Here is a 13869-nt window from a genome sequence, read left to right as displayed (position 1 = left end):
TACATACTGCTTCTAAATATAAATAACCTATTTTATTAATTTTATAACTTAGTTTGTACTTTGCTAAAAGTCTCTCTACACTTTAAAGAAGATGCATCACCAACTTTACTAAAAATTATTATTGCCAACCAAGCAAAGATAAAACCTGGGAGAAGTTCATATATATCAAATATGCCACCTTCGAGCTGTTTATATACAATAACAGTAATTGAACCAACAATCATTCCGGCAATTGCTCCTATTTTTGTAATATTTTTGTTATATAAAGACAAAATGATAAGTGGTCCAAATGCGGCCCCAAAACCTGCCCAGGCGTAAGATACAAGCTTAAGCACGCTAGAGTTACTGTCGGTTGAGATATACCAAGCAATAAGTGCAATAATAATTACAGTAGAACGACCTACCCATACTAATTCACGATTAGTTGCTCTTTTGTGCAATATAGCATGATATATATCTCTAGTCAATACAGATGATGATACAAGAAGTTGAGAATCAATAGTGCTCATAATTGCAGCCAATATTGCTGCAAGTAAAAAACCTGCAATCCATGGATTAAAAAGAAGCTGGGAGAGTGTTATAAATATTTTTTCACTATCTTGCAAATCAATGCCATTTGCAATTACATATGCATATCCAAAAAATCCAACAGAAAGTGACCCTAAAATGGAGAGTGTCATCCAAGTCATTCCAATAGTTTTTGCTCGATTCATCTCATCTTTATTTGCAATTGACATAAATCGCACAAGTATATGCGGTTGTCCAAAATATCCAAGTCCCCATGTGAGTAAAGAGATAACACCAATGATGGAGCTTCCACTTAAAAAATCGAGCTTAGTTATATCGGTTTGTTCTATAATTCGTATTGACTCACTCCATCCGCCGATTTCGTATATAACCACAATAGGTGTTATGACAAGGGCTAACATCATAAGTATGCCTTGAATAAAATCTGTCCAACTTACAGCATTATAACCGCCTAAAAATGTATATGAAACAATAATAAAACTACCAACTATTAGCGCAGTAGAATAATCTAAATTAAATGTAGCTTCAAATAGTTTTGCCCCTCCAACAAGTCCTGAAGATGTGTAAAGTGTATAAAAAAGCAATATAACTACTGCCGTTATAACACGAATTATATTTTTATCATCTTCAAATCTATTGGAAAAATAATCAGGTATAGTGATGGAATCATTAAGAAAATGAGTATATACACGAAGTGGTTTAGCAATATAGTGCCAATTTATAAATGCGCCAATAATAAGTCCAATTGCAATCCAACTAGCAACTAACCCATCACTATACATCATGCCAGGAAGCCCAAGCAGCAGCCAACCACTCATGTCTGAAGCTCCAGCACTAAGGGCTGTTACTCCAGGCCCTAGCCCTCTTCCTCCTAGCACATAATCACTAAGATTGTCTGTTTTAAAATAAAAGTACAATCCAATAGCTATCATGCCTAACATATAAATTAAAAATGATATTATAACCGGTGTTTGCATCTATGACTCCTTTATTGCAAGGCCTCATAGACCCGAATTTATATATATGAAATATGAATCATTGTACCAAAATACCTAAATAAATAATAGTGTCGTATGCTAATGTATTGAGTCTACGACATTAATATTATCTACATGTATGTTAAAATGATAAAAATATTTAAAGGGATGGCAATGTTAATAAAACTTTTTATTTTAATTCTAATATCTTTAAATGTAAATGCTCAAAATACACTAAACAAAATATACTATGTAGATTCAAAAACAATTAATCTAAGTTCCATAGTTCCAGATGCAAGAAATGACACTAAACTTTTTAAAATTGACGATAGTGATTATTCAAAAAGAGTCAAAACAAAAGATTTACTAAAAATACTTAAAAAACATGGTTATTCAGACTATAAATCTAAAAACAGTTATACAAATTTCATACTAAAAAGTCCAATCGATACATCAAAAATAGAGCTTGCTCTAAAAAATTATTATGAAAAAGAATATGATGAAATAGAGATTAGAAGTATTGTAGTTCAACCGAGAAGCTATACAACATCTCTGCCTGATAAATACACTGTAAACATTAGGAGAAAGGACTATCTAGAAAATAATGGAATCATAAATATTAAAACACCACAAAATAAAAAAATATTTTTCAATTATTATATTGATGCGGTAGTTTCAGTATATGTTAGTAGAAAAAAAATTAAAAAAGATGTAGAGTTATCAGCTATAAATAGCTCTAAAAAGAGTATAATCCTAGATAAATTTAGAGCAAGACCAATACAAAATATAGAAAAAGGCTCTATGCAGAGTAAGCACAATATAAGAAAAAACAAAATTTTAACGCGCAGAGATGTAGAAGAACTTAGCGTCATAAGACAAAATTCTTTCATAAATGTAAGTATTTATAGTGATAATATGGCGATTACTTTTAGTGCTAAAGCACTTCAAGACGGTAAAGTAAATGATACAATAAGAGTTGAAAAAAGTAACGGGGAAAGACTCAAAGTCAAAGTTGTTGGCAAAAATAGAGCGGAGATTAGATGAAATTGATAATAGCTACAAGTGGTGCTAGCGGAGTAAATTTGGGTATTAAAACACTTAAACTGCTTCCAAAAGACATAGATAAACATTTTATTATGACAAAAAACTCTGAGATAGTTTTAGATAAAGAAATGAATGTTACATGTCATGAAAACGAAGATATTTCAGCAAGCATAGCTTCTGGTTCATTCGGCACAGATGCTATGATAATTGCGCCTTGCAGCATGAACACTTTGGCAAAAATAGCATGCGGGATTTCAGACAACTTGGTAACAAGATGTGCAAGTGTAATGATAAAAGAGCATAAAAAACTTATTTTAGCTCCAAGAGAGATGCCCTTTTCTGCTATAGCCCTTGAAAATATGCAGCGTCTAGCTGCACTAGGAGTGATAATTGCACCTCCTGTAATGGCTTACTACTCTGAGCAACAAACTCTTGATGAGATGGAAAACTTTGTTATCGGCAAATGGTTTGACTTGCTTGGCATAAAAAACAATTTATATAAAAGATGGGAATAATGAATAGAATTGCACTTTATCCTGGGACATTTGATCCTATTACAAATGGTCATTACGACATTATTGAGAGAGCTTTAAGACTGTTTGATGAAGTTATTGTGGCGGTGGCTATCTCACATGACAAAAAGCCTATGTTTACCCTCAATGAACGCATAGAAATGACCAAAGAAGCTGTAAAAAACTTGGGTAATGTAAGAGTTGTCGGTTTTGATAACCTGACGGTTGAGCTTGCAAAGACACATGACGCTAGCATAATTATCCGTGGCTTACGAGCAGTGAGCGATTTTGAGTATGAACTGCAGCTTGGATACCTAAACAACTCTCTTGATGATACAATAGAAACCGTATATCTTATGCCAAAGCTAAAACATGCATTTATAAGCTCATCAATTGTTAGAAATCTACTAAAATTTAATGGCAAAACAGAGCATCTTCTTCCAAAAGAGGTTCAAAAAATCATAGGGAGCATGACTTCATGTACATTGCAATAGAAGGAATAGATACAGCAGGCAAAAGCACGCAGATAAGTAGTATATCAAAGCGTTATCCGGATGCAATAATTACAAAAGAGCCTGGTGGTACAGACATCGGCAAAGAAATTCGAGAAATCGTACTAAGCTCTCGTGCACAAAGTAAAAAAGCTGAATTTTTACTTTTTTTAGCTGATAGAGCCGAACATATCAAAGAAGTTATAGAACCAAACCTAGACAAGATGATTATCTCCGATAGAAGTGTAGTTAGCGGTGTGGCTTATGCTTTAGTTCAGGATGAAATCAGTGAAACTGCTATAGTGCATTTAAATAGATTTGCAACAGGTGGTGTATATCCGCAGAAAGTTTTTTTGCTTAAGCTTACAAAAGAAGAACTGGAATACAGACTTTCACAAAAAGAGTTAGATGGCATAGAGCTGAGAGGCGTAGAGTATCTTTTAAAAATTCAAGATGCTATCATAGAGGCTACAAAGCTCCTAAACTTGGAGCTTGTAATAGTTGATGCTACAAAACAAATAGATGAAATAACAAATGAGATATTAGATAATATTAACTAAATGTTGTCTAGCTAGTTACTCTGTCTTGGTTTTGTAAATCATCAAGTATCTCACAAAAAGGGTCATGAATATCATTGCACGCTTCTGTCCCAATAAAAACATGATTATCTGTTTTATCATAAGCTTCTCCGGCGAAATCCCAATTAATATGCTTCCAAAACTCTTCTAAGTACTTTAATCGTAAGTTTTTATAATCAATATAATAGGCATGCTCCCATACATCACAGACAAATAGTGGAACAAGGTTAGAACTAAGCGGAGTGTGGGCGTTTTGTGTTTGCTTGAGCATTAGTTGCCCTTTAGGCTCCCTAACAAGCCATACCCAACCTGAGCCAAAAAGCGTGCTCCCTGCCTTTATAAACTCCTCTTTTAGTACTTCGACTGAACCAAAATCATCATTTATTTTATTTAAAAGTTTTCCGCTTGGAGCAGACTTAGTGCTGCTAAGACTTTTCCAGTAAAAGGTATGATTAAAAACCTGAGCAGCATTGTTAAAAACAGCTCCATCAGACTCACGAATAATTGAAGAAAGTGACATTTTATCAAACTCAGTTCCTTTAATCAGTTCATTTAACTTGTTAACATAAGCAGCGTGATGCTTATAGTAGTGATATCCAATAGTTTCCTCTGAGATAAAAGGTTCAAGAGCATTGTCAGCAAAAGGCAGGTTTGGTAAATTAATCATAATTTATCCTTTGATATTTTTTTATGTTACTCAGTATAATATTTTATTATTAAATTTGTTTTAAAATAAATAATCTACTTTTAATAGCTCTGTATAAACTAATATTTAGACTATATTTCTCAAAAAATACAAGCATAAGTCAATCAAATATAAGTAAAAAATGGTATCCTTTCATATAAAATAAACTAAATAATAATACAAACCAATCAAGGACATAAATGATTAATTCACTTAGAGGAATGAATGATATATTAAGTGAGGACTATGAGAGATTTACATATTTTATAAATACTGCTACGGATATAGCACAAAAATACGGTTTTCATTTTATCGAGACTCCCCTTTTGGAAGAAACAGCTCTTTTTAAGCGCTCAGTCGGTGAGTCTAGTGATATTGTCGGAAAAGAGATGTATCAGTTTATAGATAAAGGTCAAAACGATGTTTGTCTCCGTCCTGAAGGTACAGCAGGTGTTGTTCGTGCATTTATACAAAAAAAGCTTGATAAGGCCGGAGGGATACAAAGATATTTTTATCACGGTTCTATGTTTAGATATGAAAGACCTCAAAAAGGCAGATTAAGACAGTTTCATCAATTTGGAGTAGAGAGCTTCGGCGTTGATAGCGTATATGAAGATGCAACTATGATAATGATGGTAAGTGATATACTAAAGAAACTAGGTATCGGTTATAGACTTCAACTAAATTCTCTTGGTGATAACAACTGCATGCCTGATTACCGCAATAAACTGGTTGAGTTTGTACAAGAGCGCAAAGATAATATTTGTGAAGATTGTGTTAAAAGACTGGAAACAAATCCTATTCGTGTGCTTGATTGTAAAAACTCTAAATGCCAAGAGCTTTATGAAAATGCTCCAAAACTTTTACAAAATTTATGTTCTGCATGCGAAGATGATTTTAATACTTTAAAGAAGATTTTAGAGGATAACGGCATCAAATATGAAATAGATACCAACCTTGTTCGCGGACTTGATTATTACTCAAAAACAGCATTCGAATTTGTTAGCGATGATATAGGAAGCCAGAGTGCGATTGCCGGTGGTGGAAGATACGACAGACTTGTTGAGTTTTTAGATGGTCGCTCTACTCCTGCTGTTGGATTTGCCATTGGTATTGAGAGACTTATGGAACTAATCGTGATGCCAGAAGCTTCAAGAGATGGTTACTATATTGGAGCTATGGATGAAGAGGCTGTAAACTTGGTTGTAAAACTTGCGCATAAAAAAAGAAAAAGCGATAAAGTAAACATAGACTATAAAGCAAAAAATCTACAAAAACATCTAAAAGCAGCCGATAAAGTAAATGCTAAGTATTGCGCTGTGATAGGTTCAAACGAACTAAAAGATGCTACCATATGGGTAAAAGATTTAGAAAATAAAACAGAAGAAACAATATCTTTGGAGGATTTTTAATGGATATAATACATGCGATATGGGGATTTTTTATAGATTTTATCGAGTTTTTTTTACTAGCGGGTATTGTATACCTTGTAATGTTATTTGTTTATGATAAATTTGTTCAAAGAAAACATGCTTTACTTATAAACTACCCTGTCATTGGTCGTTTTAGATATGTTTTTGAAGCACTTAGGGAACCTCTTCGTCAATATTTTGCAGAAGAGACATTTTATGACTCAAAAGATAAAGTAGACTGGGTTTATAAAGCTGCTAAAGATATTCCAAACTATAAATCATTTTCAGTTGCGCAACCATTTTCAGGATCAAGATTTGTTTTAAAACATGCTAACAATGTATTGAATGAAGATGAAGTCAGCGATGATACTTCAGTTGTTTTTGGAAAAAATAGAGAAATTCCTTTTGTATCTCATACGCCTATTATACGCTCTGCCATGAGTGATGGCGCACTTTCTCCTGAGGCAATCCGTGCATTTTCTATTGCAGGCGCAAGAACACAATTAACGATTAACACCGGTGAAGGCGGACTTACATCAAATCATCTTTTTACTCACAAGCCTGATCTTAAAAATTGTGATTACCTAGAGGTAGTTAAAAGTACAGCATTCTCTGAATTTGCATATAAAGTTGGCAAATTACTTTTCAACGGTAAAATAGCTATTAAGTGGTACAGAACTATACTCTTGAATAAAAAAACTCAAAATACTTATATCTATGACACCACTTCACATGTTCTCTTTCGTGTAAACTGGAACGCCCCGCTGGAAGCTTTCCCAAAAGAAATTCCTTCAGATATTCCAAATATGATTTTTCAAATGAGCTCAGGGCTTTATGGTGTTCGTGATGAAAATGGAAAGTTTGATGAGTTAAGATATGAAAAGTTAATGAAATTTTGCCGTATGACAGAAATAAAAATTGCACAGGGTGCGAAACAAACAGGCGGAAAATTGGCTGCGGCAAAAGTTACTGCAGATATAGCTTACTATAGAGGCGTAGAAGAAGGTAAAGATATTTTTTCACCAAATAGATTTCCTTATGCGGATACAACTGCTCATCTTCTTGATTTTGTTGAAAAGCTACAAAAGATCTCTAAAAAGCCGGTAGGTTTTAAAATAGTTATCTCAGATTCTACTGCCGTAGAAGAAATAGTTAGAGAAATAGCAGGACGAAAATCAGCAGGAAGAAATATACCTGATTATATAACTATTGATAGTGGAGAGGGAGGAAGTGCTACTGCGCCGTTAGAGCTCATGGAATCTGTTGGACTCACAACAAATAATGCACTTTTTGTTCTTGACACCCTTCTTCGTAAATACAACCTCAGGGATGATGTAAAGATTATAGCAAGCGGAAAGATCTTGACGCCTGATGATGCCATAATAACAATGGCAATGGGAGCTGACGCTGTTGGCATTGCTAGAGGATTTATGATGAGTGGCGGGTGTATTCGTGCGAGAATGTGCTCTGGTTTTGGCTCACATGTATGTCCGGTTGGAATGGCTACGCAAGATGAAAAGAAAAGAGCTTCATACTTAGTTATCAAAGAAGGTAAAGAGATAGGAAACTACCACAATAATCTTATTAAGAGTATGAAGGTAGTATTGGCAGTTATTGGAATTGATCATATAAGTAAACTAAACAGAAGTTCGCTTACTTTTAAAAGTCAAACCGGTGAAACATACTTTGATGTAGAAAAATATTTTCATCATAAACTACATGTATAGTTAGGTAAATATGAAAAACTTCGGTCTAGATATTTGGTCAAATAAAAACTTTATTATTGAAGATGGGCAAATAAAATTAAACTACAAATCTATGCCTTCTCTTTTGCAAATAGTTGAAGAGATTCGTTCCAATGAAGTAAGAGGTCCTGTTTTACTTAGGTTTCCTCATCTAATCAAAAGACAGATAAAAACTCTATACTCATACTTTGATAAAGCAATGCAAGCTAATAACTACAAAGGTAAATTTAACGCTGTTTTCCCTTTAAAAGTAAATCAGTTTCCTCATGCTATTGAAGCTATAACAACTCAAGGTGAGCCGTATAACTATGGACTTGAAGCAGGTTCTAAAGCAGAGCTTATTTTAGCAATGAGCAAAATCACTATGGGTTCCAATATTACAGTCAATGGTTTTAAAGATAAAGAGATGATTACTCTAGGGTTTATGGCTGCTCAAAGCGGACATAATATCACACTGACTATTGAGGGACTAGGCGAACTTGAAACTATTATTGAAGTAGCACAAGAGTGTAAGCTAAAGATTCCAAATATAGGGATAAGAGTTAGACTGCACAGTGCAGGAAGTGGTGCTTGGGCAAAAAGTGGTGGCATGGATGCAAAGTTCGGACTTACTTCCACGGAGATAATCGAAGCCATCACTCTTCTTAGAGATGCAGATATGCTAGAGCATTTAAGTATGATTCATTTTCATATAGGTTCTCAAATGTCTGACATAGCACCTCTTAAAAAAGCACTCAGAGAAGCAGGTAATATCTATGCTGAACTTAGAAAAATGGGTGCCTTAAAACTTGACAATATTAATATTGGTGGAGGATTGGCCGTTGAGTATGACCAACATACTCACTCAACATCTCGCAACTACTCTATAGATGAGTTTTCAAGTTCTGTAGTGTTTTTGCTTGGCGAAATCATGAAAGCAAAAAATGTTAAACACCCAAATATTTTTACAGAATCAGGAAGATTTATTGTAGCTTCTCATGCTGTACTTATAACCCCGGTTTTAGAGCTTTTTACTCAAGATTATCATGAAAAATTACTCAATTTTAAAACCGTTAATCCTCCTCTCATAAAGGAGCTTATAGAGTTAAATAAGCTATTAAATAACGCAAACTGTATAGAGTATCTGCATGATGCGCTTGATCATATGGAATCACTTTTAACTCTGTTTGATTTAGGTTACATAGACCTGCAAGACCGTTCAAATGCAGAAATTTTAGTTCACAACATTATAAAAAAAGCCCTATATTTAAAATCAGCAAATCCTACTGATGAATTAGAACAGTTACAAATAAAACTACAAGAGAGATACCTTATAAATGCTTCTATCTTTCAAAGTTTACCGGACTATTGGGGACTTGGTCAGCATTTTCCTGTTATGCCTCTGCACCACCTAAACACAACACCTCTTAGAGCTGCTTCTCTTTGGGATATAACATGTGACAGCGATGGAGAGATAGGATTTAATCCTGAAAAACCTCTTTATCTGCATGATGTTAATCTTGATGAAGAAGAATATTTTCTAGGCTTTTTTAATGTCGGTGCTTATCAAGAGACACTGGGAATGAATCACAATCTTTTTACTCATCCAAGTGAATATACGGTAAGTATAGATGAAAACTCTTATGAGATAAAAAATGCTGTTGAGTCTAAAAGTATACTTAATATACTAGAGTCAATAGGTTACGATTCAAATGAGTTACATAACAAACTAATAAGTGATTTGTCAAGCTCAAAATTTAGCACAGAAAAAGAAAAAAATGATACACTTGCAAAATTAGAACTATTTTTAGAGCAAAATGGTTATTTAAGAACTACAAATTAGGAGAGATATTTTGGGACTTTATGCTGAAATCAAAGAAGATTTTTCCAATGCTTATAAAAACGATCCAGCACTAACTTCAAAAATAAATTTTTTATTTAATTATCCAGGTGTTTGGGCTGTTGTTTGGTACAGAATAGCGCACAGATTGTACAATGCAAACTTTAAAAGACTCTCTCGTGTTATTATGGGGCTGAGTCAAATGCTTACAAATATCGACCTCCATCCAGCAGCAAAAATTGGAAAAAGAGTGTTTATTGATCATGGTACAGGCGTTGTTATTGGTGAAACTTGTATCATAGAAGATGATGTATTAATTTATCAAGGGGTAACTCTTGGCGGTGTTTCATTGAACCATGGTAAAAGGCATCCAACTGTTAGATCCGGTGCTGTACTTGGTGCAGGTGCTAAAATACTTGGAAATATTACCATAGGAAAAAATGCAAAAATTGGTGCGAATTCAGTTGTAGTAAAAGATGTTCCAGACGATGCAACTGCTATTGGTATCCCTGCTCATGTTATAGAAAAAGGTAGATGTAAAGATCCGTTTATGCACAATATGCTTCCTGATATTAATAAAGAGATGTTTGAATATATGCTAAAAAGGGTTGCAGTTTTAGAGCATATTTTAGTTAAGGACAACAAAGAATTGCTCGATCAAGACTTAGAACTAGAAAAAATATATGAATCTTTTATTACAGCGATGAAAAATTAGAAATCTTTTAGTATAATATGCCCACTATTTTCACCTAAAGGGTTTGCAATGCTAACAAATCGCATTAACACACTATCTGAATCAATTACAATTGCAATTTCAACACTTGCTCAAGAGTTAAAAGCTCAGGGCAAGGATATAATCAGCTTCTCTGCAGGTGAGCCTGATTTTGATACACCGCAAGTTATTAAAGATGCAGCAATAGCTGCTATTAATGAAGGTTTTACAAAATATACTGCAGTTGATGGCATTGCTACTCTTAAAAAAGCTATAGCAGATAAGCTCAAAAGAGATAACGGGCTAACTTATGCTCCCAATCAAATAATAACAAACAATGGTGCTAAACACTCTCTATTTAATCTATTTTCAGCGACTATACAAAAGGGTGATGAAGTAATCATCCCTGCTCCTTACTGGGTTACATATCCAGAGTTAGTTCTTTATTGCGGCGGAACAGTAGTTGAGATAGAAACACACGACTACAGTGAGTTTAAAATTACTCCCCAACAATTAAAAGAAGCTCTTACGCCAAAGACTAAAATGCTGGTTTTAACTACTCCTTCAAATCCTACAGGTGCTGTTTACTCAAAAGAGGAACTGATCGCTATTGGAAAAGTTTTAGAGGGCACAGATGTTATAGTTGCAAGTGATGAGATGTATGAAAAACTTATCTACGATGGTGAGTTCACTTCTGCTGCTGCTGTAAGTGATGACATGTATAAAAGAACTGTGACAATTAACGGTTTAAGCAAATCAGTGGCTATGACTGGCTGGAGATTTGGTTATATGGCAGCTCACAATACTGAACTTATACAAGCTACAAAAAAACTTCAAAGCCAAAGTACTTCAAACATCAACTCTATTACTCAAAAAGCTGCTATTCCCGGTCTTGATGGAAGCGCTGATAAAGAGATAGAGATGATGAGAAAAGCGTTTAAAGAGCGTCGAGATGAAGCAGTTAAGCTTCTCAATGCAATCGATGGACTAAGCGTTTTTAATCCTCATGGTGCATTTTATCTATTTGTTAACATCAAAGAGCTCAGTAACGACTCTATGGAATTTTGTAAAGAGTTACTTGCTAACAAAGGTGTTGCTGTGGTTCCAGGTGTCGGTTTTGGAAGCGAAGGTTACTTTAGATTTAGTTTTGCTACTGACATAGAGAGTATTCGTGTAGGCATTAAAAGAATTGAAGATTTCGTTAAGGAAATGAAGTTAAAATAATTAAAAATTATTTTAACTTCTGAAGCGCTTGGATAACTTCACCTAAGTTATCTAGAGGAATATGAACTTTCCATTCCGGTTCATCAGCATTTCCAGCTAAAGATATACCAATACTAGCAACTGGTGAGCTCTTTTCACCATATGGCTTATCAATTTTTGTTACCGAAATAACACCATGTTTTGTTCCACTTAAAGCAATTGTTGTTGACATTACATTTTCCTTTTATTATTTACTTTAGTAGTCTAGCAATTTTAGCCTGAAGTTTAAGCCATATCTTGTGTTCCATCAATGGAAACCCTGCAAAAGTTAAGCCGCTGTCTTTAATGCTTTTTGTTACCCCGCTTCTTGCAGCCATTGTTGTAAATGGAGCAATACTTAAATGGCCTGCTGTTGCACTTTGTCCACCCATAACTACATTTCTTCCCATAGTGGTAGAGCCGGATATTCCGGCTTGTGCAACTAAAACAGAATACTCTCCAATTACACAATTATGTCCAACCTGAACAAGATTGTCTATGCGAACACCGGTTTTGATAAGCGTTGAACCAAATACCGCTCTATCTATTGTTGTTGAACTTCCTATCTCTACATCATCTTCTATTACAACATTACCGTTTTGATAAATTTTTCTATGTTGCCCAAGTTTATTTGTAGCAAAACCAAAACCATCACTTCCAATAGTTGTATTTGCATGAATAATGCAGTCACTGCCAATCTTACAATCTCTATAAACGGTTACATTGGGGTATATAATTGTATTATCGCCAATAACAGCCTCTGCCCCTATGTATACATGAGCCATGATAGTACTGTTTTTACCGATTTTAGCACCATTGGCAATCTCTGCTTTTGCAGAGATTTTACTACCCTCACCTATCTCAGCCACAGGCAGAGTTTCATCTTCAATTGGAGGAGCAAAATATTTTGAAAGTGTTGCCATCTGCCAGTATGGAGAATCCACAACCAATGCTAGACAGTCATCCGGCACATACTCTTTTGTATGTTTGTCAACAATTATAGCACCGGCGTTTGAATCTTGTATTTCTTTAATATATTTTGAGTTTGCAACAAACGATATTTCTGTTTTTGTTGCATCTTTCAAAGTATTCATTTTTGTAACTTCAAAGCCCTCTCCGTTGAAATTACTATTTATTATTTTAGCTATCTCTTTTAAATTCATAATTAACTCCTATTTATTTAAATTAGCTATTTTTGTTTGAAGTCGCCTCCACTCTCTGTGCTCCATAAGAGGATAACCGCTGTAAACTCCTCCACTCTCTTTTATACTTTTAGTAACACCGCTTCTGGCTGTAAAAGTAGAAAAAGGAGCGATATCTAAGTGATCCGTAAATGCGCTCTGTCCACTTACAACACAATTGCGTCCAAGCTTAGTGGACCCGCCTACTCCGGTTTGCGCCACAAATATACAATGCTCTCCTATGTCACAGTTATGTGCAATATGAATAAAATTGTCCAGTTTTGTACCTTTTCTCACTACTGTAGAGTTGAAAACGGCCCTGTCTATTGCGCAGTTAGCACCAATTTCCACATCATCTTCTATAATAGTATTTCCGGTTTGATAGATTTTAACATGTACACCCTCTTTTGTATGAGAAAAACCAAATCCATCGGCACCAATTACAGTTCCAGAATGAATAATACAGCCACTACCTATGATACAATCTCTGTATATCGTTACATTTGGATATATAATGGTATTATCTTTTACTACTGCTTTAGTTCCAATATATGCACCTGCTAAGATAGTTACATTGGAGCCTATAACTGCACCATTTTCCACTTTAGCCATATCATCTACATAAGAATCTTTACCGATTACAGCAGACTGAAGTTGCGGTTCAATTAATTTTGGTGCAAAAAGTTTTGTAGCATATGCCATTGATAAAGACACATCATCACAGACTATATATGATGTATGTTGAGGGAGTGATTCTATTAAAGATTCAACAATTAAAAAGGCTTTTGATTTTGAATAAGATAGTTGCGAAGCGTATTTTTTATGTACTGCAAATGTAAGTTGTGATGATGAAGCTAATTCTAACTCATTCATTGAGTCAATTTCTAAATCATCACCAACTAGTTCACTGTTTAAATATTTTGCTATCTCACTAAAGAGCATA

General features: G+C 34.4%; 14 protein-coding genes. 9 read left to right on the top strand and 5 right to left on the bottom strand.

Annotated elements, in window-relative coordinates; all coding sequences use genetic code 11:
- Window positions 1-41 precede the first annotated feature (41 nt).
- Entirely contained in the window at window positions 42-1505 is a 1464-nt protein-coding gene (gene putP / locus OQK60_RS01815; protein ID WP_297683479.1) for a sodium/proline symporter PutP, read from the bottom strand.
- Between the two features lie 174 nt (window positions 1506-1679).
- Here putP and flgA point away from each other — a divergent pair, with 174 nt between their 5' ends.
- Genes flgA through tmk form a run of 4 tightly spaced genes read left to right on the top strand, consistent with a single transcriptional unit; the run spans window position 1680 to window position 4112 of the window.
- A complete protein-coding gene (flgA, locus tag OQK60_RS01810) occupies window positions 1680-2549 on the top strand; it encodes a flagellar basal body P-ring formation chaperone FlgA (RefSeq protein WP_297683478.1) in 870 nt (289 codons plus the stop codon).
- The gene (locus tag OQK60_RS01805; RefSeq protein WP_297683476.1) at window positions 2546-3064 is read left to right on the top strand and encodes a UbiX family flavin prenyltransferase; all 519 of its coding nucleotides are present in this window, start codon (window positions 2546-2548) and stop codon (window positions 3062-3064) included. Before flgA ends, OQK60_RS01805 begins: the two co-directional genes overlap by 4 nt.
- Entirely contained in the window at window positions 3064-3555 is a 492-nt protein-coding gene (gene coaD, locus OQK60_RS01800) for a pantetheine-phosphate adenylyltransferase (RefSeq protein WP_297683474.1), read from the top strand. Before OQK60_RS01805 ends, coaD begins: the two co-directional genes overlap by 1 nt.
- Entirely contained in the window at window positions 3540-4112 is a 573-nt protein-coding gene (gene tmk, locus OQK60_RS01795; RefSeq protein WP_297683472.1) for a dTMP kinase, read from the top strand. The genes coaD and tmk overlap by 16 nt, the downstream gene beginning before the upstream one ends.
- 7 nt (window positions 4113-4119) lie before the next feature.
- On the opposite strand, the gene OQK60_RS01790 is transcribed toward tmk, so the two are convergent.
- Window positions 4120-4797, bottom strand: coding sequence for a superoxide dismutase (locus OQK60_RS01790; protein WP_297683470.1), 678 nt, complete (start codon window positions 4795-4797; stop codon window positions 4120-4122).
- Window positions 4798-5015: 218 nt separating this feature from the next.
- Here OQK60_RS01790 and hisS point away from each other — a divergent pair, with 218 nt between their 5' ends.
- The 5 genes from hisS to OQK60_RS01765 are packed head-to-tail and all read left to right on the top strand — an operon-like array spanning window position 5016 to window position 11727.
- Window positions 5016-6227: a histidine--tRNA ligase gene (gene hisS, locus OQK60_RS01785; RefSeq protein WP_297683468.1), complete on the top strand. Its 1212-nt coding sequence runs from the start codon at window positions 5016-5018 to the stop codon at window positions 6225-6227.
- Entirely contained in the window at window positions 6227-7954 is a 1728-nt protein-coding gene (locus OQK60_RS01780) for an FMN-binding glutamate synthase family protein (RefSeq protein WP_297683466.1), read from the top strand. The genes hisS and OQK60_RS01780 overlap by 1 nt, the downstream gene beginning before the upstream one ends.
- A 10-nt stretch (window positions 7955-7964) precedes the next feature.
- Window positions 7965-9794, top strand: a complete 1830-nt coding sequence (speA, locus tag OQK60_RS01775; RefSeq protein WP_297683464.1) for a biosynthetic arginine decarboxylase — start codon at window positions 7965-7967, stop codon at window positions 9792-9794.
- A gap of 10 nt (window positions 9795-9804) precedes the next feature.
- Window positions 9805-10506 (top strand): serine O-acetyltransferase, encoded by a 702-nt coding sequence (cysE, locus tag OQK60_RS01770; protein ID WP_297683463.1) that lies wholly within the window; start codon window positions 9805-9807, stop codon window positions 10504-10506.
- Window positions 10507-10554: 48 nt separating this feature from the next.
- Window positions 10555-11727, top strand: coding sequence for a pyridoxal phosphate-dependent aminotransferase (locus tag OQK60_RS01765; protein WP_297683461.1), 1173 nt, complete (start codon window positions 10555-10557; stop codon window positions 11725-11727).
- A gap of 7 nt (window positions 11728-11734) precedes the next feature.
- Here the strand turns inward: OQK60_RS01765 and OQK60_RS01760 are convergent, their stop codons facing one another.
- The 3 genes from OQK60_RS01760 to lpxD (OQK60_RS01750) are packed head-to-tail and all read right to left on the bottom strand — an operon-like array spanning window position 11735 to window position 13868.
- On the bottom strand, window positions 11735-11938 hold the full coding sequence (locus OQK60_RS01760) for a hypothetical protein (RefSeq protein WP_297683459.1): 204 nt from the start codon (window positions 11936-11938) through the stop codon (window positions 11735-11737).
- 19 nt (window positions 11939-11957) lie between these two features.
- Window positions 11958-12908, bottom strand: a complete 951-nt coding sequence (lpxD, locus tag OQK60_RS01755; protein WP_297683457.1) for a UDP-3-O-(3-hydroxymyristoyl)glucosamine N-acyltransferase — start codon at window positions 12906-12908, stop codon at window positions 11958-11960.
- A 9-nt stretch (window positions 12909-12917) separates the two neighbouring features.
- Window positions 12918-13868, bottom strand: coding sequence for a UDP-3-O-(3-hydroxymyristoyl)glucosamine N-acyltransferase (gene lpxD, locus OQK60_RS01750; RefSeq protein ID WP_297683455.1), 951 nt, complete (start codon window positions 13866-13868; stop codon window positions 12918-12920).
- Between the last annotated feature and the right edge of the window lies 1 nt (window position 13869).

It is taken from the genome of Sulfurimonas sp., assembly GCF_026196735.1.
In the GTDB taxonomy this organism is placed as follows: Bacteria; Campylobacterota; Campylobacteria; order Campylobacterales; family Sulfurimonadaceae; genus Sulfurimonas.
This window is presented reverse-complemented; position numbering and strand designations above follow the sequence as displayed.